This window comes from Candidatus Thiodubiliella endoseptemdiera (genome assembly GCF_964212635.1).
Taxonomy (GTDB): Bacteria; Pseudomonadota; Gammaproteobacteria; order PS1; family Pseudothioglobaceae; genus Thiodubiliella; species Thiodubiliella endoseptemdiera.
In genome coordinates this window covers 31,449-53,255 of sequence record NZ_OZ156463.1, presented here as the reverse complement: position 1 = coordinate 53,255, position 21,807 = coordinate 31,449, and the positions used below count along the sequence as shown (strand labels likewise).

24 protein-coding genes and 2 pseudogenes are annotated in these 21,807 nt (G+C 35.3%); all 26 read right to left on the bottom strand.

Annotation, left to right across the window (positions count from 1 at the left end; all coding sequences use genetic code 11):
• Positions 1 to 38: 38 nt before the first annotated feature.
• On the bottom strand, positions 39 to 344 hold the full coding sequence (locus AB8525_RS00310) for a hypothetical protein (RefSeq protein WP_369177896.1): 306 nt from the start codon (positions 342 to 344) through the stop codon (positions 39 to 41).
• A gap of 192 nt (positions 345 to 536) precedes the next feature.
• Positions 537 to 638, bottom strand: a pseudogene (locus AB8525_RS00305) (transposase); the annotation flags it as partial.
• A 251-nt stretch (positions 639 to 889) separates the two neighbouring features.
• Positions 890 to 1,981, bottom strand: a complete 1,092-nt coding sequence (locus AB8525_RS00300; RefSeq protein ID WP_369177895.1) for an SPASM domain-containing protein — start codon at positions 1,979 to 1,981, stop codon at positions 890 to 892.
• Positions 1,974 to 3,005, bottom strand: coding sequence for a radical SAM/SPASM domain-containing protein (locus AB8525_RS00295; protein ID WP_369177893.1), 1,032 nt, complete (start codon positions 3,003 to 3,005; stop codon positions 1,974 to 1,976). Before AB8525_RS00295 ends, AB8525_RS00300 begins: the two co-directional genes overlap by 8 nt.
• Complete coding sequence (locus AB8525_RS00290) at positions 2,995 to 3,636, bottom strand: hypothetical protein (RefSeq protein ID WP_369177891.1); 642 nt, start codon at positions 3,634 to 3,636, stop codon at positions 2,995 to 2,997. The genes AB8525_RS00295 and AB8525_RS00290 overlap by 11 nt, the downstream gene beginning before the upstream one ends.
• Positions 3,627 to 4,589 (bottom strand): hypothetical protein, encoded by a 963-nt coding sequence (locus AB8525_RS00285; RefSeq protein WP_369177889.1) that lies wholly within the window; start codon positions 4,587 to 4,589, stop codon positions 3,627 to 3,629. The genes AB8525_RS00290 and AB8525_RS00285 overlap by 10 nt, the downstream gene beginning before the upstream one ends.
• Positions 4,590 to 4,621: 32 nt before the next feature.
• Entirely contained in the window at positions 4,622 to 5,704 is a 1,083-nt protein-coding gene (locus AB8525_RS00280; protein ID WP_369177887.1) for an SPASM domain-containing protein, read from the bottom strand.
• Positions 5,705 to 5,817: 113 nt separating this feature from the next.
• Positions 5,818 to 6,627, bottom strand: coding sequence for a hypothetical protein (locus AB8525_RS00275; protein ID WP_369177885.1), 810 nt, complete (start codon positions 6,625 to 6,627; stop codon positions 5,818 to 5,820).
• Positions 6,628 to 6,834: 207 nt separating this feature from the next.
• Positions 6,835 to 7,467 carry a hypothetical protein gene (locus tag AB8525_RS00270; protein ID WP_369177883.1) on the bottom strand — a complete coding sequence of 211 codons (633 nt, stop codon included), beginning with the start codon at positions 7,465 to 7,467 and terminating at the stop codon, positions 6,835 to 6,837.
• A 1-nt stretch (position 7,468) separates the two neighbouring features.
• The gene (locus tag AB8525_RS00265; protein WP_369177881.1) at positions 7,469 to 7,687 is read right to left on the bottom strand and encodes a hypothetical protein; all 219 of its coding nucleotides are present in this window, start codon (positions 7,685 to 7,687) and stop codon (positions 7,469 to 7,471) included.
• A complete protein-coding gene (locus AB8525_RS00260) occupies positions 7,684 to 8,766 on the bottom strand; it encodes a hypothetical protein (protein ID WP_369177879.1) in 1,083 nt (360 codons plus the stop codon). Before AB8525_RS00260 ends, AB8525_RS00265 begins: the two co-directional genes overlap by 4 nt.
• Positions 8,766 to 9,692, bottom strand: coding sequence for a prepilin-type N-terminal cleavage/methylation domain-containing protein (locus AB8525_RS00255; protein WP_369177877.1), 927 nt, complete (start codon positions 9,690 to 9,692; stop codon positions 8,766 to 8,768). Before AB8525_RS00255 ends, AB8525_RS00260 begins: the two co-directional genes overlap by 1 nt.
• Positions 9,689 to 10,831: a hypothetical protein gene (locus AB8525_RS00250; RefSeq protein WP_369177875.1), complete on the bottom strand. Its 1,143-nt coding sequence runs from the start codon at positions 10,829 to 10,831 to the stop codon at positions 9,689 to 9,691. The genes AB8525_RS00255 and AB8525_RS00250 overlap by 4 nt, the downstream gene beginning before the upstream one ends.
• Before the next feature lie 2 nt (positions 10,832 to 10,833).
• Positions 10,834 to 11,358, bottom strand: coding sequence for a prepilin-type N-terminal cleavage/methylation domain-containing protein (locus AB8525_RS00245; RefSeq protein ID WP_369177873.1), 525 nt, complete (start codon positions 11,356 to 11,358; stop codon positions 10,834 to 10,836).
• Between the two features lie 46 nt (positions 11,359 to 11,404).
• Entirely contained in the window at positions 11,405 to 13,066 is a 1,662-nt protein-coding gene (locus AB8525_RS00240) for a GspE/PulE family protein (protein ID WP_369177871.1), read from the bottom strand.
• On the bottom strand, positions 13,067 to 13,573 hold the full coding sequence (locus AB8525_RS00235) for a hypothetical protein (protein ID WP_369177869.1): 507 nt from the start codon (positions 13,571 to 13,573) through the stop codon (positions 13,067 to 13,069).
• Complete coding sequence (locus tag AB8525_RS00230) at positions 13,573 to 14,061, bottom strand: hypothetical protein (protein ID WP_369177867.1); 489 nt, start codon at positions 14,059 to 14,061, stop codon at positions 13,573 to 13,575. The genes AB8525_RS00235 and AB8525_RS00230 overlap by 1 nt, the downstream gene beginning before the upstream one ends.
• The gene (locus AB8525_RS00225; protein ID WP_369177865.1) at positions 14,058 to 14,927 is read right to left on the bottom strand and encodes a hypothetical protein; all 870 of its coding nucleotides are present in this window, start codon (positions 14,925 to 14,927) and stop codon (positions 14,058 to 14,060) included. Before AB8525_RS00225 ends, AB8525_RS00230 begins: the two co-directional genes overlap by 4 nt.
• Positions 14,928 to 14,937: 10 nt before the next feature.
• Positions 14,938 to 15,057: pseudogene (locus AB8525_RS00220) on the bottom strand (HU family DNA-binding protein); the annotation flags it as partial.
• A 104-nt stretch (positions 15,058 to 15,161) separates the two neighbouring features.
• Positions 15,162 to 15,584, bottom strand: coding sequence for a single-stranded DNA-binding protein (locus tag AB8525_RS00215; RefSeq protein WP_369177863.1), 423 nt, complete (start codon positions 15,582 to 15,584; stop codon positions 15,162 to 15,164).
• 133 nt (positions 15,585 to 15,717) lie between these two features.
• Entirely contained in the window at positions 15,718 to 17,220 is a 1,503-nt protein-coding gene (locus tag AB8525_RS00210) for a type II secretion system protein GspD (RefSeq protein WP_369177861.1), read from the bottom strand.
• On the bottom strand, positions 17,220 to 17,984 hold the full coding sequence (locus AB8525_RS00205; protein ID WP_369177860.1) for a hypothetical protein: 765 nt from the start codon (positions 17,982 to 17,984) through the stop codon (positions 17,220 to 17,222). The genes AB8525_RS00210 and AB8525_RS00205 overlap by 1 nt, the downstream gene beginning before the upstream one ends.
• Positions 17,985 to 18,110: 126 nt before the next feature.
• Positions 18,111 to 18,560, bottom strand: coding sequence for a hypothetical protein (locus AB8525_RS00200; protein WP_369177858.1), 450 nt, complete (start codon positions 18,558 to 18,560; stop codon positions 18,111 to 18,113).
• A 665-nt stretch (positions 18,561 to 19,225) separates the two neighbouring features.
• The gene (locus AB8525_RS00195) at positions 19,226 to 19,723 is read right to left on the bottom strand and encodes a glycine zipper 2TM domain-containing protein (RefSeq protein ID WP_369177856.1); all 498 of its coding nucleotides are present in this window, start codon (positions 19,721 to 19,723) and stop codon (positions 19,226 to 19,228) included.
• A gap of 546 nt (positions 19,724 to 20,269) precedes the next feature.
• On the bottom strand, positions 20,270 to 21,007 hold the full coding sequence (locus AB8525_RS00190; protein WP_369177855.1) for a DUF3577 domain-containing protein: 738 nt from the start codon (positions 21,005 to 21,007) through the stop codon (positions 20,270 to 20,272).
• 536 nt (positions 21,008 to 21,543) lie between these two features.
• Positions 21,544 to 21,777 carry a hypothetical protein gene (locus tag AB8525_RS00185; protein WP_369177853.1) on the bottom strand — a complete coding sequence of 78 codons (234 nt, stop codon included), beginning with the start codon at positions 21,775 to 21,777 and terminating at the stop codon, positions 21,544 to 21,546.
• Between the last annotated feature and the right edge of the window lie 30 nt (positions 21,778 to 21,807).

Here is a 21,807-nt window from a genome sequence, read left to right as displayed (position 1 = left end):
TGGCGTGCCATGTTTGCTGCACCGCTGGATTTTTTTTGTTATAAGTATTTATCACTTTGCATTAACTCTTGAATTTCAGATGAATTAAGGTGATTGTAGTTATTATACATAGATAAAGTATTTTGAGATGCATTTGAGTGTCCAGTTACACCTGCAACAGATTTATAATTGCCTATTTTAGCTTTAACAGAACCTAAAGTTAAACCTGATTGATAAGCAATTTTTTTTGCTAGTTCAGTTAGCAACTTCTTGGGAAAGTTATTCTCCTCAAGTTTCTTATATGCTTGTAAACAAAGTAATTCATTCAGATCATTCCATTTCGAGTTTGCTCTATAACCTGTCATATATTTAGTTCCGTTAAATTAACTGAGACCTTTGCATAAATAGGGATGATTAGCAAAATGACAGATTTTATTAAATTGGAAATTTTTTAAATCCACTCCTAGCAGGGATAAGGGTGTTTTTAAAAAGTTTGTAATTTGATGAAAGATGGCGTTTTGATGATTATTCATATTTATGCAAAGGTCTCCTCTGGCAATTTGTTTCTCTAATGCCTCATCACTTAGTCCGTACCAAGCTTGAAGAATGAGAATCTTGAACATCATTAGTGGTGGGTAGCTGGGCGCACCTCGCTTGGATGAATACAGGTTTGAAAGTGTTTGTTCTATCTCAGGCCAATTGATAATGTTATGCACATCGTCTGGTTCTGATAGGGATTTGTGTTCAACGACAAGAGAGTCTGCAAATGAGTTTTGGGCTGTTTGTTTCCAGGACATTTTTTTGATTTTTGTGGCTGTTTTTAGATGGGTGTTATTTTACCATGTTGGTGGGTTTGGGTTGATTTATGCAAAGGTCTCACTATACAGGTAGCGTCAATAAAAAAAATCACTCAAGCAATATTTTCAATAAGTGTTGGTGCTTGATGTGAGGACTTTTTGACCCAATCGACATAACGCTTTGCTCCGTAACAATCGTCGTCTTTGCTGTTGTTTTTCCAAAACTCCATTAGGCAGCAGTCCCAACTGTCACACTTTAGGCACTCTGGGTTGTTGTTGCGATTAATTTGTCTGCGTATCCAATCTCTGCGGGATTGGCTGGTTAATACTTGACCAAAGGACTGGGTTAATATGTTGCCGAACGGACTCATATACTCAACATTGTCTTTGTCATAATCGGGCATTACCATATCGCCATTGGGCATTAAAAATACTGTTTGTGCACCAGTATTTGACATATTAGTGCCATTGGTATCCATTGAGTTAATAAATAATTCATTGTTAATTAGCATCCGATTACCTTGTTTTTTGAATTGATTCAACTGATTAAATTCAATCATAAAATCTGAGAACTCATTCATACTTGTTGAATGCTCAATAAACATACCAGTGGCATTATTGCGGGTGTTTTTTTGGAACGGTAGCCAGCCAGTTTGGCTAATGCCTAAATTTGATAATTTATTCCAGGTGTTGTTTGCACCATCTTTTAAAATTAATTCATTGAACACGCTCAGTGTACTCACCTTCAGACCTTGGGCAACTAGATATTGGACTTGTTTTTGCCACTTTTCATCATAACGAACACCTCGCATAAGGCTATCGTAAGATGTTTGCACCATGCCATTGCAATATTTATTAATAACTGGAATCCAGACATTCAAATCAACGCCGATTAACGCACTGAGTAGTGTGTGTCGCACCTTGTATTTTTCAAATGCACTATTAATGATATCGCACATATCACTAAACAGCTTTACACCCATTGTTGTTGGTTCACCGCCATACCAATAAATATCTATTGCTACATTACTAATGTCTTTGTCATGATAATAATCTTTGATTTTTTCAACTGTGATTTTGATTTGCTCCAATGTTAAACACGCTTTGGATTTTCGTTGTTCTTTGGTTAAATAGCAATGAGGACAATCAAGTTTGCAATACAAACTTGGCATCATGGTTAGTATTAGTCTGCCTGTTTCAATCATAATTATCAGTCTCTTTGTCTTTTACATATTTTAAAAAAGTTTTAAACCCTGCACACTCGGCTGAGTTTTTTGCAATATCAGTGTTTGCTAATACTCTACATCCGCCTTTGCAAGTCGTCCAAAATTCACAGCCAAAACACTCTACTCTCGATCGGTTGTGTTGTGCAACTTCAATTATATAATCATTGCTGCTCAATTGCTCTTCAGTGGATTTAATTTGCTTGTTATCAATAATATCTTTAACCTCGCCACCTTTGGCAACACAGGCATGTATTTGACCATTAGGTTCTATATTGACACATTGCTCCCCGGCGGGACATCTAAGCCCATCATAATTGCTCATACCTTGTAACAAACCATCAAACGGGGAGACAAAAATATTCTCGTTGTTATTTTGATTATTTTGATTGGTTTTCCTTTTTTTAAGCACCCATTCTGCTGATTCTATCATTGCTTCAGAAGTTGCTATTGGGTCTGGCGTTTCTTCTAGTGCATTTATAGTTGGCACCATTGCTGCCAAATGCACAGACCTAAAACCAAATTCGTAAATTTCATCTAATACTTTGTTGACACCATAGTCAATTACTGATTGACTAAGAGAGGTGCACACATGGACATTGTTACCGTTTTTTCTCAATGTTTTGATTCTGTTTAACCACTGGTCGTTATTAATTTCAGTTCGTGCGTTTGGATCATAAGAAGTTGCTATATTTTGATACAACTTAGCCACCTTGACTGCTCGTGCATTTTGTAATGCTGTTACAATCATTATTTTTGAGTTTTTGAGTTTTGATAAGATTGATAAATATTGTTTATGCGTATCGATACTAACAAGAGTGGGTTCTCCGCCAATGATATGCACATCGGCACAAGTATCGCCAATGACCTCTGCTATTTCTTGCATTTTATCTACTGACATTGATTGCCCGTTGTCTCTAATATCTTGATCAATGTAACAATGAGAACAAGCCAGTTGGCATTGTCGAGTCACATTGATATGAAAAAGTCGTCTATTATTGTCCATGGTCAAAATAAAGTTTTATTTCGCTTGAGTCAATATCTACCCCGATACAAGTAAGTGGCACATCATTTTCATGCATTACGGCTATTGTATTGTTGATTTTATTTACTTTTTCAAGATTAAAATTAAGTTGATTCATTAAATCTGGCAAAGCATTTAATAATTTTTTATTCAAATCTTTTAGTTCTATTATTTGCAAGTTACACTCCTGTTCTGGTATGTCTAGGTAAATTTTTTTGGTTAGTCCACTCTGCTTATCTTTGTATAAATTTAAAGCACACATCACCTCAAGTTTATTTTGTTTTGCGATTTCAAAAAGTAATAAAGATTTATCACCTGCTATATTAATAAAACGCTCTTGTATATTTTTAAAGTAAAGTTTTAGTGCTTTATTATCGCCACACTTGTCTGTGCCAATCGCTAACAAAGATAAATTTGAGCATATATTTACAAGATCCTCATGTACATCATTAAAACCTAGTTTTAAAAATAGTTTTTGGACATCTTTTTGACTTATTTTAGAAACAACCTTAAACATCGATCTTGTTACCTCTCCTTTGAACGAGCACTCAATTAACTTAAAATCAAAAAGTTTCATAAGTTTAAGTAATTCATTATTTACTTCTATTGGCATTCAAGACCTCCAGCGCAAATGCCATCTTGCTGAATCGGCACATGAGCACTAAAACCCTGGCAATCATCAAACTCATTGCAGCCAATGCAGGGGCGTATTCGGTGAATTGCTCTTTTTTGGTGTTGTTCTTTCATTCCAGATTCGTTAAGTGCATCAATAGTTGGGTATTGTAGTTTTTTCATTGTTGAAAACAAAGGATTGGTTGTTACTGTATTGTTTGGATTAATAGTTAAAAAGCCTTTACTTTCTGCTATATTGAAGCCATCAGAACGAGGGGCAATTCTCACATCACTTACCGCCTTATTTTGTTTAATATTGCGTTTAATATTATTAACAAAATGCCAGTATTCTTCTAAAGTGGTATTGCTTTGTAAAATGGGGTAACCGGAACTATCGTAAATCGGATTGGTATTAAATTCATCAAAGTTAATGGAACAATCGAATGCCCAATCTTTAGCACCTGTTCTTTGTATAACTTCCATAATTGGACTTGTTCCCGCCTTGATTGTTTCAATATTAACTTCAACATTGACTGTGCAATTAATGCCAGCCTGAGTAACCGTGCGTAAGTTTTGAATAAAACTTTGTTGGTATTTTTTCTCATTGCCGTTAAGGGTTTGTTTTTTTCCCATTGCATAGGTGGTTTCAATTTGATGACAAAACTCATTTTGAGACATTTTTAACAACCAATTTGGCAAACTAAATAAATTGGTAACAATTGTGTGTCTTGCGTTAGGCAATGCTGTTGTTGCGACAGTCATATACGCTCTCAATTTTTCCTCACCGATAATGCTGGGTTCTCCTCCCATGTAAATTGCAATCGTGTCATCATCGTGGCTAATACTTTCGTGTTGAAGGGTTTTGGCAAGATAATCACAGTCAAGCCTTGAAGTGTGATTATCTCTTAAATTTTTGGGAATATAGCACCTTGGGCAATCCATATTGCATGCCATAGTGGTATTTATGAATAGCCTATTAATTTGGGTCATTGCGTTATTACCGCTATTGAATGATTAACTGGGTTATCAACTGAGTGATTAATTCTTGAATACTCTAAAGCCTCTATTTTTTTAATCCAATTAACAGATGTTTTTTGTCCATGTTTTTGGATGTTGTCATTGAGTGTTTTAAATATAATTTTCCATGCCGTGCAATTGTTAGGTCGTGAATAAAAACTACCAGTCTCTGTGAATGATTCCATCATACAACCCCCTTGGCAATATTTATACCACTGGCATTGCTGACACGCTTGATCAATATTTGTTTGGCGTTTACTGAGTGTTAAATACATCTCATCATCCCACTCTCCACGAATTGCATTACCAAGCTTACCAGCACCAACATCTGCCATTTCTTGACAAGTGTAAATATCACCGTTAGGTTCAATATTAAGACTGTTAGCCGTACAACTACGCCAATACGGACACCCCACCTCTTCAGTGCGCATTCCAAGCATTGACTTGGTCATACGATGAAGTGGCTCAACAACCGTATCGCCCTCCATAAACCAAGTATCAATTAATTCTTTCCAATGCTTGCCCAACAAATTTGGATCCAAATAATCAATAGTGTGTTTACCTGCAAAAACAGGACGGATAGTTATTTCTCTTTTAGCTTTTTGTGCAATTCTGTATTCGTCAATAATTTTATCAATATTATCTTTGTCGCAAACAATCACAGCACTGCCTGTGTCGCCTGATATTTCTTTTAAATAATTGGCACCTCTTGCAGCTAACTTTCTATATTTATCCGCATCACCTTTTATCGTTCTTTTGTCAGTAAAAGAATCAATTGATGTGCCGATACGGCAATCATCAATCATCCCCTCTAATGACTTAATTTTATCTTTAGATCCTATTAAATTACTTTGACAACTTACACTAACCCGTTTGACTTTATCACCGACAATCAACCTTATTGCCTCAACGGCCTGCTTTAAATAGTTTGTAGGCAGTATCATTACCTCACCACCGATAACTTCTGCACCACAGTATTTTTTTTCAGATGTTCTTGATAAAAAGTTTCCCAGTGCAAAACTTAAAGATTTCTTTAGATCTTTAATTGGCATTCTATCCGAAGGTACATCGGACTCACAGCTACAATAACTGCAATCAGCATTACATGCCGTTGTTAATCTAATATGTAAATTAAAGCCCGAATACCGCATCTTTATTTCTAAATTTAAAAATACCGAGTAATAACTAAATCATCTTTGGCTGTGTTAATATTGTTGTTATAAATATTTTTCAACACATTCCAAAAATTATCGTTTGGATTTTCATCGTAATAAGCCTCTGTGCCATCTTCAAGTGTGACATATCTGATATTACCGTAAAAGCCACCTTTGAAATGAGAATGAAACCCTAACGCATGAGCAAATTCATGTAGAGTTACAGCACGGTTATAACACTCATTTAACGGTTTAAAAGGGGATCCTAAATGTATATAAATCTTTGCGTTAATTGCCCCATTAACATCATACATATAATATGGTAGATGAGAATTATCTGGATTTTCATTTGATGGAATGCCTCTTGAAGCAAGTCCGCATACTCCCGATTGAAACGCTGGTCTCCCATTAATAGCATTTGTATAATTTGCAGTGCCTATGCTAACGATAATACCACGAGTAACGGCATCATCAGTAACATTGGTTAGACTGGTTCTATCAAATATTGTATAACCAAGCTTGTCTTCTATTTCATCCATGGCTTGGATAACCAAAGACTCATTCTTGTGTTTGACCGGTATTAAGGTTGTTTCGTAATCCCATCTTTTTAAATTATAGTTTTGATGTTGTTGCGTGGTTGACCCCCATGAACCCAGGTTTGTGTCTGCTATGTGCGCCAAAATACCTGTACTGTCAACTATTGGGCTTGTTAATTTCAGAAGGTTGTTGTCACCGCCATTGTCGCTACCACCGCTACCACAGGCACTCAAAACAAGTGTGATAACAATTAACGGTATAATTTTAATTTTAATTTTTTGCATCCTTATCCTCCTTTGTTATTTTTCGTCCAGCTTGCATTTTTGCTTGCTGCTCTGATGTTATTTTTCTCTTAGAGTTCTTACCTCCAATGCTGCTAAAATGCTTTTTTAATAACCCTTCATCAATTTCTTGGTCACAATGTGGACATTTCACCTTAATACTCCTTTATTTAATTTGTAGGTAAATTATACCATAACTACTTATGATAATTATGCAATATTTTCAATACAGGATAACAAATCTATATCTTGATAAAAACTGGGGTCATTTTTTTTAATAAAGTCTTGCAATTTTTGCTTAAACTCACTCGCAATACCCGTTTGCATATTGTCAATAAAATGCAAAAGATACGGATTGCTTGGATTGGCACTTAAATCTCTTAGCGTTTGAATATCATTGGCTACTAACCCCTCTGCATTTTTATCAATTAAATAATTCGTGGCAAGGTACTCACAATAAGGGGTGACTGGGTAGATGGTTTGCTCAAAATTACGCATTGTTGTGCTATGCCATAGTTGATACCACTCAACCACCTCTTCACAGTATTCATTCACCAATACTTCACTATATTCAATAGGAGGTAGTAAGGATAAAGACCAACTGCCATTGGAGATAAGCGATGCCAATTGTTTGTTTTTAAACTCGGTTCTCGTCTCAAATGGTATTTCTAAAATAACCTCAATGCCTGCAATGGAATAAGAAAGTGCCACATCAATAATATCAGCAGTAATTATGTCGTTGCTATCAGCAATAAGCCTAATACGAACAATGTTATCATCAACCTTTGGTGGCTGTATCAAATCAGGATTTTGATTTAAATTGATGCTGTCTAAACTTATCACTTTATCTCCAACTTCTACCACTAGAATGGATTGGGGGTGGGATAACATCGGTACCACCAGTAAAAATATCGATAACAACATCTGTGCTGTCTTGCCCTGGCTCAATTTTATAAGCCGGTACTTTGGTTGCCATAATCGCTACTGATGCTCCCACCATTGCTTTAAATGATTTTGATAAAAAATCTCTTCTGTTTAGCACTTCTGTCGTTTCGTGTATCACAATGACTCCCCTGTATTTATATTTATATTTTTAATTTTTTTGAGCAGTTGATAAGCACCAGAGCACTCACCAGAACCATCAATAACATTGTGATGAGCAGGGCACCCGCCATTACAAATATTATTAAATTCACACTCAGAACACCTTGCTTTCACCTTGTTTTGATAATTTTCCAATTGAGCTTCACTGTGCCCTGCAATTGCTGTGCAAGTTTTTATCATACCCTTGCTGGAAAATGTAAACATACTGGTTTGGCAAGCACCAGTGGCACAAATATTGCCTTGCACACCACATTGAATGGCATATTCAAAATCACAAAATGGTGAAATTGCCAATAGACTTTCAGGGTGTAAGTCTTTGTAACGCCTATAAGTCAAATAAAATTTACCCATTGCCTTTGAATACTCAAGGTTGCTAACACCAATCTCATTCCAGTTTTTAATCGCATCACCGGTAGGGGTTAGCTTTTCAATATGTACTTTATGCAGTTGCTGTAAATAAAGCCATTCAAAAAATAACATACTTGTTTTAAAGTTTGTTACAATTTTTAAAAAAGGTTTTGCCGCAGTTATGGTTAATGCAGGTGAAAAATCATCTTTAAAATATTGATTACTTTTTATCTCACCAATTGACGCTTCAAAATATTCATAAAACTGTTCCGACTTTAAATTAATACCTCGAATGGAACTATCAAAAGAAACACCTATTAAATCTAAATCAAAAAATGTGGACAGAACTTGATACCATTTATCACGCTTCTTTTTGCTAAAACCTCTTAAGACAACTAAATTAGTTTGAACACCGTGTAAAAAGTTAATATTCTGTTTGTTGGCGTTAAGTCCAATAACCAACCTTTCACACCTTGTTGGATCAATAAGTAATGGCTCGCCACCGTGCCACTGCAACAGAACATTGCCAGTTACCCCGGCATCACTCAATTGTCTAGGTATATCCAATATTTGTTTATCGGACATTGTTGCTGGATTAGGTGGAATAAAACAATGCTTGCAGCGCAAATTGCATTTTTCAGTCGGTCGCACATAGGCAATTGCATCAAATCTTTTTGTGATTTTATCCATCATCGATTCCAACTGCCATAATCACAAAATGTTTCAGCAACACCAGTAATCGCATTTAATCCTGTCGTATCAAGTTGCCATTGTGATGTACTCATATCTTTAAATCTAGCGGCCCAAGATATATTTCTAATGCCTGACGCTCCCCCTTCTGTTGTTTCAAACCCATGTATTCTTAAAATAATCTTTGGTGCGCCAGTGACACTCCCTTGAGAGCAATTAGGTTTGTTGACTATAGCGGTTAAAGAGTTAAACGAAAAAGAACTCATTGAAACAAATTTACCAATGCCTAACTTAAGATCTTGACCGTTAAATTCTATATCCGATACCCCGGTGATAGCATTACCACCCATATTCAAATCACCCCGCATTGCTCTTGATCCATCTAAATGCAGAAACTGTGAGAGCGATAGCGGCCTAGGAATCGAACTGGCGGTTGTGTCATCATTTGGTGCTGACAGAAGTATTGACCCAGGATGCTGTGCGGCAATGTATGGTGCGGCAAAATCTTTATCGCTTCTCACATTGACGGTAAAGTTTGTTGTGCTACACTTTGTTGTATATTGCGTATTGTAAGGGCTGGTGGTAGTGATATAGTTCAAATAGGAATCGGGGTCATTTTTGAGTACATTAATCGCATTGTTGCAACTATTAGCAAAGTCTGGCCATGTGCCTTTATCGGCAAGATAGCCACTAGCGGCGGCTTGAATGTATTCGATTTCTTGCATGGTTCTTTTGACATCTGCCATTGATTGTTGTGCAATATCTGCCTTGGCATCTGCTGTGATTTTAATTTGCGTAAGCATAGCAATAACGGCAAGCACAATCATCAATTCCATTAATGAAAAACCTGCTTGTTTATTGATTGATTGGTTTGCGGTTATTGTGTTGTTTATGTTGTTTTTATTGCTTTTGTTTGTGTTTTTCATAGTGACAATCCTGTTGCATACACACCAATAAAGAATAAGATTGCGAGCAATAAAAAGAAATTTCTCATCAAAAGCATTAGTATCGATATTTTTTTTGCTTGTCTTTTTATTTGTGCATTCAGTGCCTCAATTGTGCTACCTGCCACTTCACTCTTTATAGACTGGTCTTCAATCTCAAATATGACCGATAATTGCTTCGACAATCTTTGTGATAACGAGGTATTGATTATAGCCTGAGACAATGATTGACCCTGATTAATGCCATCAGTCAATTCGCCACCCACTTTTTTTTGAATTTTTTGATAAAATTTGACGACATCAACATCTAAATAATTAATGCTCTTGAGTGTGGTGTAAATTGGCAAAAAATTCATTGCACTTTCTAAATTTTTCAAGTCATTGATAACACGCCAAGGTGTTATTTTTTTCAACTTATCAAATAAGCGCTCGTTGACGAATGAAAAAACAACCAAGGCTATTATTGCAACTAAAACAAGGACAATACTGCTAATATTGGCAACTACAAAGTTCATAAATGCTATCATGTCGGGTTCAGCAACTTTTTTAATCTGCACAATTTTATTGTAAGGTTCTGCAAGCATAAATGGCATACCTAAAACTAACACAATAGACAAAGCGCTAAACATTACATTCGGAATGGCGCCAGTTTTATAAAGTTTTTTGGATTCATTGGATAGTTTACAATATTTTTTAGCCTCTTTTAGCGCTTGAGACATATTGCCAGCACTGCCCGATTCTAAGAGAATGACAATGACAACATCAACATTAATTGCACTCAGCATCTCAGTTAAAGAATGACTTTTTAATATCCAAATTTTAGTTAGTTGTCGCAAATTCTTATCATTTGGATAAAAATCAAGAACAGTATCTATTAATGATTGCTCCAAAGTTTTTGACTTTGACAAATACACCGCTTCTAAAGTTGATAAGATTATCAACAAATCATCTTCTTTAATAATTTGCCTTATTGCACCAAATTCTTTACTCTTCTTTAGAATTTGAGAGGGAGTGATTCCTAGTTTCTTGGCAATATCTGCATCAATATTATTGCTATCATCAATGGCAACTATCACTGATGCGGCGATATCGGCAACTGTGTATGCAACCTTATAATGCATGATTATTTTTTTAGATAAGTTATTTTTATATCTGAAGATGAAGCGGTGTAATTGGTATTGGTTGCATCAATTCTAGGAAGCTCTTTAACATACTCAACAACTTCGTTACCAATATCATTTTTACTCTCGCAAGAATCCAATGGGTAAGTTAGCACCACTTTTGTTGCTGTGGCAACCACAGTCCAAATGTCTCCACAGGCAGTAGTTGATTCTAATGTCTGTGATTTTCTTCTTAAACTGTCTTTATTGCAACTTGATAAAACTCCCCTGTGAATAGAAGAACATATTGAAATAGCCGAAGGGATTGCAACCGCTGTATCGTTAATCACTTGTGTTTTCTTCGCTTGACCAAACATTTTACTCCCTGCAAATAAAACCACTGCCGTAGCAGCGGCGATAATAGCGAGAACCATTACTAACTCAATAATTGAAAATCCACCTTCTTTTTTATTGTTATTCGTTGTTTTTAAATTGTTCATTTTTTTCCTTTTTATAATTAAATATATTTGACTCATGAGTGAACTCATGCCCTACTTTCCATACCCTGCTTTCTCTGCCCTACTTTCTCTACTCTTAACCAAAATTCAACCTAGAGGGTAGTATTCTGGTTATTTCATCCAATGTTGTAGTGCCGCTTGCAACGAGACTTGTTGCATTAAAATAAATATCTTTGTTTTGAATTTTTAATACCTCGGCGTGTATCTTTTCACTTGACTGATTGCTGATAATCATTTGTTGCACATTCTCATCAATAACAAATACCTCAGCAACTTGAGTGCGACCCTTGTAGCCATTGTTGTTACAATATTCACATCCATTTTTTTGTTTGATGTTAACTGAAGCATTATCAAAATAATACTTATACTGCTCAAAAAGTTCATCTTCTTCGGCATTAATCTCAACCGCACAATGTTGACATACCTTACGAACCAACCTAGGCATAATAATCACTGATACCGTCTTTGCGATAATATCAAGGGCAACAGCAAAACTCTCCTGGCTACTGGTACTTTTTAAGCGATCAATTACATCGAATGCTTTATCTGCATGTATAGTGGTTACAATAGCGTTTCCCACTTCTTTGATAGAACACACATGGTGTGCTGTTGATTTATCTCTAATTTCCCCACAAAATACAACATCTGGGTCTGACCTTAGAATTGCTTTCAAGGCTTTGTCAAAACCAATCGTTTTGGTAATGTTCATTTGTTGGGTCTTGGGTAGATCAACTTCAACAGGGTCTTCAACTGACATAACACTAATACCAGGTCGTTGGTTGTGTATTGTGGCTAAAATAGCATAAGCCAGTGTTGTTTTGCCAGAACCTGTTGGACCCGCAATAAAAATCCCTGCATTATTGTGTTTGCATATCTCGGTGATGTTGTCCACTTGTGATGTTGTAAGACCTATTTCATCTAAGGCTCTAAATGAAGTGGCACCAATTAAACGAATGACATAATTCGGAATGTGCTTCCCTTTTTGTGTGCCTTTTTTAAATCTGACATGCAATGGGTTTAACTGCAATCTCAAATTAACAGATTTTTGTTTACTGTCAAAAACATTAATTTTAGAGGTTTCAGCCTGTCTCTCTTGGATTGCATTGTAAGTGCCAATATCAATATCAAACAATTTATTAATCTCAGCGGCAACCGCTTGAAAATTAACATTACTAACATCTGCTATTCCTGAGTTAATTTTCATACCATCTACTCTGAATTTGAAACAGCAGTGTGTGGCGTTTCTCGGCTCGATATGAATATCACTAGCACCGAGTTCAATGGCTTCATTAAGAAGTGACTCAACAATCACTCTTGAATTGATGCCACTACTTGATTCTTTTTCTTGTGAATTAAGCAGTGGGTGATTAGGCTCAATAAAGCCAATACTTCCTTTTAATTTTCTATTTATTAAAGCGCTACTTAAAGCGCTACGAATTTCAAAATTACTTAGACTGGAAAAAGGATTGGCGCTAAATGCTAAATATTCGTTATTATGCTCAACAATTAAATAAGTAGTGCTACTGCCAATAACAACTGCCCCTTCATATTTTTCGTCAAACACCAATATATCTAAGTTTGTAGCACCTTCTAATACCTGTTTGATTGTGTCAATACCTAAATTTTGACACAAATGCGGCATGACCTCATCATTATCATGCAACAAGACCTCACTTAAACTATCTGTTTCTACAGACAGTGCTTCTAATTGAGGTTTTAATTGTTGCCAAATATCCATTTAATCCATACTCCAATCAATGTTTATTACTTTTTGCACGCTGCTACTAGCGTTCATCAAAGTAACCGATGAATTTGTTATTTTCTCAATTCTAATGTCAGAAATTAGGGTGTCTCCTACTTTGAAGGAGTTGTTATAATTTTTAAAGAACACCCTGCCATTGACAATTGCCACAATAGATAAATTAGATAAATTTTCGATATTGTTGGTATTATTTGATTTTTTTTGGTTTTCGCTCTCTGTTCTTGATGCAATTGTTTTGATGATAGGCACGATAGCACTATTATTTAAACAACCGTCGTTAAGTTTGCACGCTTTCTTTGCTTGTGCCAATTGCCCCTCAAGTTGGGTCTTTTTTAACTGATACTTGAGATCGTTTAAATTATCCATTTGCTTCACTTGTGTCTCAATAGGTGTTTGTGCATCTACCACAGTAACACTACTGAATGCAATCAATACACTCATGACACTTACAAGGTAAATACTGTTGTTTCTAATATTAATCATTATTTAATCACTCCGAAAATTCTCACTTTTAAAACACTGGTCTTACCTTTGATTAACAAGTCTTTAACTTGCGCTTTAATAAACAAACTGTCAATGGCTTGATTAATTTTGTAGGCTAGAAATACAATGCCACTAGTCTCACCACTGATTGCATAAATAAAGCCCTTGTGGTCTTCTTTAAAAGCCGATGTTTTCACATTACTAAATGCCGAAACAATTGTTTTAAAAATAACCACTTGTCGATCTAAGTTAACTTTATCAACTGTATTGGCACTTTTCAAATCATTTAACTGAGACGACAAATTACTAATAGAATCCTTAAACCGATTGTTTTTCTGCTCTAAATTGCTTGAATTAATACCGTATAAACCACTAACGGCATTAAAAATGATGGATATAACCACTGCATTAACTAATATCAATATCGCTAAATTCTTAAATTTATTGAGTAAGATAAATATAGGTAAGTTTAGAATCACGGATTTCATTGATTACCTCTATTTTCCCAAGTAATATTTGCTGTATTTTTACTAAAATTTCTTTCAATCTTTAATGCAACATTATTGGATTGAGCAATATACTTCATCATTTCTAAATCAGAGAAATCAATGGTTATCGTTGCAAAAGATTTTGTTAAATCAAGACTACTTTCTTGAATAACAATACTGCCACTCAAAATATTTAACAAATTGACAATATGAGACCGCTGATTGTTCGTCTCTAATGTGATTACATTTTCTTTAATACCCTCTATCTCATCACTCAATGAATGCATCTGCATTTTCAAAGAATCCGAATAATTTCTTCCTTCACTAAAAACACTGTGTTGATACTGATAATACGAGAATACACTCACTGCAATAACCATATAAAACACAATGTGCTTAATAATAAGACCACGCCAAAAATTGACTTTATCTTGTTTTGCTTGTTGTTTAGTCTTAATAATGTCAAACTTATTAAAACGATTTGGATCAACTTCAATAGACTCAAAATCACTAAGATTGACAAGATTAACATCTGCATGCAATGTGATACCCTTATTGGTATCAAACGAAATTAAATATAATTCAGTGTCGCTACCAACAAGATTAAATTGGTATTTAAAATTACCTGAATAGTCAAAGTCATAATTATTTAATATGGTTTGCCAAAACCCAATTGGGTTTTGGCATTCAACTACTTTATAATCGCTTAGAAAACCAATTTCCAAACCACTGGCAATTTTCTGTTTTGAATAGATGAAATGATTTTCATCAATAGCCCTATTCTCACCATCAAGCACAACGATATGATCATGTACAATATGGTAGTTATTTCCATTATTAGAAAATTGAGCGCCAGACTTAAACACTTTATTAATTATTACCTTTGGACATAGTGTCAATAATAGCCTTCGTTATTGCATTCAATGCACGACCTGCGTCTGCTTTAGAAAGGTTTGTTTCTGATGCAATGGCATCAATTAATTCAGATTTATTCATTTTTTTATTCCTTGATAGTTAATAGATTAGGGCTTCGCACCCATCCGACACTCACAATTATTTGGATTGATTCATGCTAGTGCTTATTCTCAATTTCGGATAATTCAACTCATATCATCAGGCGTTTGCTCTGCTGCACCATTAGTATCAGCCTCTTCAACTTTTGGTGGTTCTTTTACTTCTTGCTCTTTCTTATCAACAACTTGTAATATGGCGTTGTATCCAGATAGTACTATTTCTGTTGTCCATCTATCATTGCCATCTTTATCTTGCCATTTTCGAGTGCGTAACACACCTTCGGCATATACTTGAGTGCCTTTTTTCACCCATTCTTTGACTAACTCTGCAAGTTTGCCAAAAACTATCACTCTATGCCATTCAACAGCTTCGTTTTTATTGCCGTCTTTGTCTGTCCAGCGCCTATTAGTTGCAACTGATAAGTTAAGCACCACACTGTCATCACCCGTATATCTAATTTCTACAGAACCAACATGCCCTGCAATGACTACCTTATTAATATTTAACATTTACTCCCTCCTTTTTACTTTTAAAAAAATTTGTCAATCTTAGAATTCAAAAACTCTAATATTGACCCAAAATACTCTCTTCTACTTCTGTCACAATCTTTAAATCATAATTATTATCTAAACTATAAAACCCTTACTTAACAATCGTTGGTGTAATTAGAATAACGACTTCTCTACGCTCCAAAGAACTTTTACGCCCCTTGAACATAAAATCCATCCAACCACCACCAGGCAACCCCTTGGAAGCACTTGCCACTTTAGAGGCGATAAGCCCACCTAAGTGGATTGTTTTTCCAGAGTCAACAATAACTTGTGTGGTTAACTTTTGCAGAGCGATGTTAGGGGTTTCAAACTTTTGAAGTGAATTGCCTGCACCTGTTGTTAGTGTTGTGAACGATTTAACACTTGATATAACGGGAACAATCTTAACAACTATACGACCATCCTCTAATATTTTAGGCGTTACTCGCATATCAACACCCACACTCATTCGATCTACATTTGAAGTAATCGTTACTTGCCCTTGTGCATCTTTTTGTGCATTAATTGACTCAACATAACTAAACTCATCCCCAGTCGTGATGTATGCTTCACGACCATTGCTAACTGTTATGTTTGGCTGATTGCTTACTTTGACCTTGCCCTGCTTTCTGAGTAAATTGAGCATAAAGTCAAGCGATATTTTTTTACCTAAATCAATGACTGTGCCTGCGACTGTTCCAATTGAAGCAATACCAGCACCACTTGAACTTTGTTGTGAGGCGTTACTAATTTTTATCTGCGAACTTTGCTTTGAAATTAAATTCCAATTGATGCCCTGCCCAGCCGAATCATCCACTATGACATCAAGCACTTGAACTTGTAGATGAATTTGTCTGTTCGATGCACTAATTAAGCGCTTTATCCATTGATCAACCTGCTGTATTCTGCTTGGCAAACCAAATGCTGATATAGTTCCTAATTGTTGATTATCGGTTACAATAACGGGAGTTTTATCTCTGAAAATAGTGGTTTGTTTACTGCTGCCTTGAATTGTTTGACTCGCACCCCCATTCATAATATTCTTGACATGATTAATGATAGCAGTCCAGTTTGTTTGTGTAGTTAAGACTTTACTAGCATCATTGCCTTCACTTGACTGAATATCCTTTTTGGCGCTGGTTTCTCTAACCTCATCCACCATTGATAATGACTGCAAATTCCAAATTTTGAATTGTGTTGAACGCACATAAACAACACCATCATTTAACTCTAGTGCATAGCCTGTGATGTTTTCTAAATATCTAAAATAACTGCCCATTGATTGGTTGTTAAATTTAACAATAAATATCTTTTTCAAATCTACTTTTTCATCGGCTGATACTGACAAAGTACTATCAGCAGCATCTATGGCAGCAATGACATTTATAGGTTGATTGGTAGCAATATTTACAATTTTCTCTAGCCTCTTATCTTTCGGGCTTTTCACCACAATGAATGCAGGTGTTGGCTCAGATTCAAATACAATTGGCGACTGTTCTTTAGACAGTATATTTTTAATTGTATCATCTACACTTACCTTGGTTTCATTTGTACCACAACCTGAGATAATTAACGACAATAGCATTATCGCAGTCATTAGAATTGTTTTATTCATTATTTAATCACCTTGGTATTGTCACGAACAACTAACATTTTTAATTTCTTGTAGAAATATCCATTAGCACCGATATTTGAAAGTATCTGTTTGATAACTGTTGCACGCTTTAAATCGTCTGATATTGTGCTTACAACCTTTTGCCCCAACTCTTCGCTTTCTAATCGAACATTCCACCCCACTGGCAGGATTTTCTTTAAAGCATCGGCTAACAATTCATCATCAATTGACACAGCAACCACTTCATCTAGAATATCAGGCTTTATAACACTTTCAAGCAAGGTTTTTGCATCAGGGCTTAATACATGGAGTGCAGTATCTCCAATTTGGACAATCTGAATAGACCTAGATACTTCATCTACTTGAAAATCCCACGCAGGACCTAATAAAACTTTAATTGCCTTATTTAATGGCAATGGCCCAATCTCTCTATGAACCTCTGGCAGTTGAAAATTGTTAATTTTTTCAGACTCGTAATTACTATTAAGATTGTAACCCGATTTGATAAGTAATTCTTCAATTGCTTGTTTTACTGTAATTACATGCTGGGCAAATTTAACGCTAATAACAACACTCAACAGGTCTGCCTGTGCAGGTGTTGCAGTTGTATTAATAATTGTGTAGCGGTCTATTTTTATTCCATTATCCAATTTTTGTTTTTGTGATTGATTAAATTCCTCTTGTGCTTGTGCAACTTGTGAAATAAAAGATAAACAAGTAATGGCAAGAATATTTATTATTTTTTTATTTGTTGTTATTTTCATTTTTATAATTATGCCTCTTTTTCTAAAAAAATCATTGATTATGCACACCAAGCGTTGGTGTGCAAAATTTTAGGCAATAAAAAACCCACTTAAAAGTGGGTTTTTTATTGTTTATTTTTTATTTTTTTACTCATTTTGGGTTAATAAAACCTTGTCCTTGTTATCGTTGAATCCATTTTCAACACGTGGCTCAAAACACTGACAGCACTGACAGTGTTCAGTTGTCTTAAAGTAATAATCCAAATAAAGCCCCATTATCATGGCATCTCTTTCAAGAGGGTGTTGATCTAAATGAATATCTACCATCAAATCACCATTTTCTGCTTGCCACTCTTCAAAATTCCAAGGGATATTTACATCCGTATTTTCTATTTTTTCCACCACTTTTGGGTCGATAAGTGTGTCAACACACTGATAGAAATCAATTATCTTGCTACCCTCATCCAAGTGGCACTCAGTTTTCTTAAAGTAATAATCCAAGTAAAACCTCATCATCATGGCATCTATTTTAAGAGATGTCATTATCATGGCATATTTTGTAAGAGGTGGTAGAGGTAACTGAATAATCTGCTCCACCAAATCCAAATAATCATTTTCTTTTTTCCACTCTTCAAAAGTCCATAGGACTTTTTCATCCGTATTTTCTATTTTTTTTCACACATGTACATTCTCCTTTCGTTATTAAAAAATAGACACTTGCCCATAGGGAGTGCCCCTATGGGTTAAAACAAACATCGGCTCATCGCCGCCACTTTCTACGTTATTGTAGTGTTTGCACAAGTGGTTAAGGGTTACTGCGTTAGTGCAGTGGTCTTAATTCTTTCATTTGTGTTTTTAAATGCACTCTGTGAATGCACTTAAAAACACCCTCAAGAGAGAATGCGGTTTATTTAACATTTGGCTGTAATACTGTTTTTCAGTTTTTAAGCATCTTCGCTATTCAACTGCAATCAGTTAAAAGCTTCCCCATAGTCAAAACAACTTCTTCCCAAAGGTTGTATTTATTGACTCGTTTTTCTTGGTGGGGAACAAAACTTATTGTAGGCACAATTTAAGCAATCGCTCAATGCACAAAGGGGACCGTTTGACTTCTTCAACTACGGTCAGTTGCCAGTTTGATGAAGTGCTATGGGATAGCTTTTCATGATAGAGACTACTTTTTACAAAATAATCTCTCTAAAACTTTAAAATATCATTTAAAACTTTAGAGAAATCACTTTCATGACCCTCCCTAACTTTTTTTACTTTGGCGTAATACGGACATGAACACGAATGTTTGCCCCTGGCTTTTTGCCTGTTGTAAATAAATACACATGTCCACTGTATTCGTATTTAACTAAATAGTGAATAAAACGCCTTTCGACACTATAAGTATATTTTGTTTCACATACTTGCTTATTAACTGTCTCATAACCTTTTCTTTTGCCATCATGAGCGATTGAAGCACCCAATAAAGCACCAGCAGCGGTCATAACTTTTTTACCTCTACCACCGCCAAACTGGTTACCAATAACACCACCAATAATACTACCAAAAATTTCATTGGTTACAGAATCATCACTCACTTTTCGACGAAATTCCTTAGTGTAGCAATCTTGATATGGGTGCTTGATAGTGTGATCCCTGTAAATATCCTCTACAGAAATTACTCGTGCATTGTCTGTGTAACTACCTGACGCTAATACTAATTGAGTCAAACAAACAAGTGTGATTAAAACAAAGTTTTTAATTGTTTTCATTTTTACCTCTCCTTTTGTTATTAAAAAAGAGACGCTTACCCCCATAAGGAGTAAACATCCCTATGGGTTAAACAAACATCAACCTCATCGGTTGTCACTTTCTGCATGATTGCAGTGTTTGTACAAGTGGTTAAGTTGTAGCGTGAAGTGCTACGGTCTTAATTCGTGTTTTTAAATACACTCACTAATGAATGCACTTAAAAACACCCTCTTTCTTGAGAGAGTGAACATATTGTTTTTTCTTTGGGATTAAGTTACCTTATGCTTGTTACTATTTCTACGGTTTATGTATGAACCTACTGAAACCGTGAAAATAACAATCAACAAAAAGATGCCTAACATAATGTCTAGATTAGTCATTATTTTCCTCCTTTGATAAATACCAAGATGTAATAATAATAGTCATTATACCAATTACCAGTAAACTGATAGATTGAAATAACCTAACCTCTTCAATGATTATAGCAACTAACGCTACTGCAATCAATGTTGAACCAACATTACCAAAATGCTTGGTTAGCTTGTAAAAAATACTTTTCAGCATTATTACAAACTCCAAACTTTCTTATCAGCGTCCCAAGTGTAACCTTGTTCTTTCAATTGAACTTTACGCTCTTGAAAGTCTTTAGTTGTTGGGTCAAGAGTTACCTCTTTTGCCAATTCGCCAGTTGCAACATCAACCTCAGGGGTGTCGGTCACATCTTGCACTTGTTCAACATTAGTTGCATCAGTACCAGTTACTTGAGTTTTCTCAGTCTCAGTAATACCAAGTGCCTCAGCATCATCTACAACGACCTCAACTTCTTGAGTTCCTTCAGTAGTCTCAGCTTTTACAACTTCTTTTTGAAAAATCACTTCATCACCAATGCGAACATAGGCAATACTAGTACAACGACCATCAATATAATTGACTTCTTTGCCCGTGTGCTTATTCATATAGCTTTTTGCAATTGTATCACTAATGTTTAAAGTGATTAAAATTGTTAAAGCCTCTTTACCTTTTTCAGCATCCCACAATTTCTTGTTGGCCTCTAATTGGGCATTAACCTTGTCGGCGATTTGTGTAATCACTTCCTTGGCTTGTTTACCATTAACTCTAACGCTGTGTGCTGCTCTTGATGGCTTGTTAGAGTTACCTCTTTGAGCCGCAAACTTCATTGCATAGTAATCACTTCCGTGCTCACTGTCAATTAGCGTTAGTGAATTTAAAAACCCCGTCTCAGCATGAACTGACGAGTAGTATTTAATTTCGTTACTTTTTTGGTTTTTTTCTTGATTAGACATAGTAGTCTCCTTTTTTATAAATGGCATAATTGCCGAAAAACGAAGACAGTTCATCCCCATTACGGAGAATAAATCTGTCTCCGCATGGAAATGACACACAATCAATTACAAATGTAATTGACAATATGTCAAGTATCAGATAATTTTCATTATCTAAATTCTTTTGAAATAAGAGAGTTGAAAAAATAACACACAAAGTGATCATTAATAACTCTAGCTGAAAAGTTGGTTAGGATTGTTTATAAAAAACACCAACTTTGAGATTGCTAAAAAACTAACACAACACTCATCGTATCGGATAGTCGCTAGAGACTGTTATATATAACTAACAGGCAATCTTTCAATCTAACTTTGCCCCACCGTTTCTAAGTGAGGACTTTAAGGTTGCATCGTTAAGTGATGCGCTCTCTAAAATTATTATTTGAAATTCATTATACTCTGGCAATTTTATAAATATGTGTGTTTTTACCAAATCCAAAAATAAAAACCATCAACCTATTGCTAATCTTGGCTAACCTTGGTGCTAGGTTGAAACATTAACTTTGAATAATGGCAGGGAGTTTAGTTGGCATATCCTCAATAGAAATCACATTATCGGCATTGCATGCGATAAAACACTCTTGACCATACGCATCGTCAAACCAAAAATATAAGTTATTAAATAAATCAACAACCTCCCCCTCTGTCTTTTGAATATAGGATGATGTTATAAATGGATCATTACACTTTACTGTTATTAAATACTTTTCGCATTTTTTTAATGTCTTCATTATATTAGTTGAGTTTTCTGTGTTTTTTGT

What these genes read in the sequence shown, in the direction of transcription:
- AB8525_RS00310 (WP_369177896.1), bottom strand. Translation starts at nt 344, where the DNA reads ATGACAGGTTATAGAGCAAACTCGAAATGGAATGATCTGAATGAATTA.
- AB8525_RS00300 (WP_369177895.1), bottom strand. Translation starts at nt 1,981, where the DNA reads ATGATTGAAACAGGCAGACTAATACTAACCATGATGCCAAGTTTGTAT.
- AB8525_RS00295 (WP_369177893.1), bottom strand. Translation starts at nt 3,005, where the DNA reads ATGGACAATAATAGACGACTTTTTCATATCAATGTGACTCGACAATGC.
- AB8525_RS00290 (WP_369177891.1), bottom strand. Translation starts at nt 3,636, where the DNA reads ATGCCAATAGAAGTAAATAATGAATTACTTAAACTTATGAAACTTTTT.
- AB8525_RS00285 (WP_369177889.1), bottom strand. Translation starts at nt 4,589, where the DNA reads ATGGCATGCAATATGGATTGCCCAAGGTGCTATATTCCCAAAAATTTA.
- AB8525_RS00280 (WP_369177887.1), bottom strand. Translation starts at nt 5,704, where the DNA reads ATGCCAATTAAAGATCTAAAGAAATCTTTAAGTTTTGCACTGGGAAAC.
- AB8525_RS00275 (WP_369177885.1), bottom strand. Translation starts at nt 6,627, where the DNA reads ATGCAAAAAATTAAAATTAAAATTATACCGTTAATTGTTATCACACTT.
- AB8525_RS00260 (WP_369177879.1), bottom strand. Translation starts at nt 8,766, where the DNA reads ATGGATAAAATCACAAAAAGATTTGATGCAATTGCCTATGTGCGACCG.
- AB8525_RS00255 (WP_369177877.1), bottom strand. Translation starts at nt 9,692, where the DNA reads ATGAAAAACACAAACAAAAGCAATAAAAACAACATAAACAACACAATA.
- AB8525_RS00250 (WP_369177875.1), bottom strand. Translation starts at nt 10,831, where the DNA reads ATGCATTATAAGGTTGCATACACAGTTGCCGATATCGCCGCATCAGTG.
- AB8525_RS00245 (WP_369177873.1), bottom strand. Translation starts at nt 11,358, where the DNA reads ATGAGTTCACTCATGAGTCAAATATATTTAATTATAAAAAGGAAAAAA.
- AB8525_RS00240 (WP_369177871.1), bottom strand. Translation starts at nt 13,066, where the DNA reads ATGGATATTTGGCAACAATTAAAACCTCAATTAGAAGCACTGTCTGTA.
- AB8525_RS00235 (WP_369177869.1), bottom strand. Translation starts at nt 13,573, where the DNA reads ATGATTAATATTAGAAACAACAGTATTTACCTTGTAAGTGTCATGAGT.
- AB8525_RS00230 (WP_369177867.1), bottom strand. Translation starts at nt 14,061, where the DNA reads ATGAAATCCGTGATTCTAAACTTACCTATATTTATCTTACTCAATAAA.
- AB8525_RS00215 (WP_369177863.1), bottom strand. Translation starts at nt 15,584, where the DNA reads ATGTTAAATATTAATAAGGTAGTCATTGCAGGGCATGTTGGTTCTGTA.
- AB8525_RS00210 (WP_369177861.1), bottom strand. Translation starts at nt 17,220, where the DNA reads ATGAATAAAACAATTCTAATGACTGCGATAATGCTATTGTCGTTAATT.
- AB8525_RS00205 (WP_369177860.1), bottom strand. Translation starts at nt 17,984, where the DNA reads ATGAAAATAACAACAAATAAAAAAATAATAAATATTCTTGCCATTACT.
- AB8525_RS00195 (WP_369177856.1), bottom strand. Translation starts at nt 19,723, where the DNA reads ATGAAAACAATTAAAAACTTTGTTTTAATCACACTTGTTTGTTTGACT.
- AB8525_RS00190 (WP_369177855.1), bottom strand. Translation starts at nt 21,007, where the DNA reads ATGTCTAATCAAGAAAAAAACCAAAAAAGTAACGAAATTAAATACTAC.
- AB8525_RS00185 (WP_369177853.1), bottom strand. Translation starts at nt 21,777, where the DNA reads ATGAAGACATTAAAAAAATGCGAAAAGTATTTAATAACAGTAAAGTGT.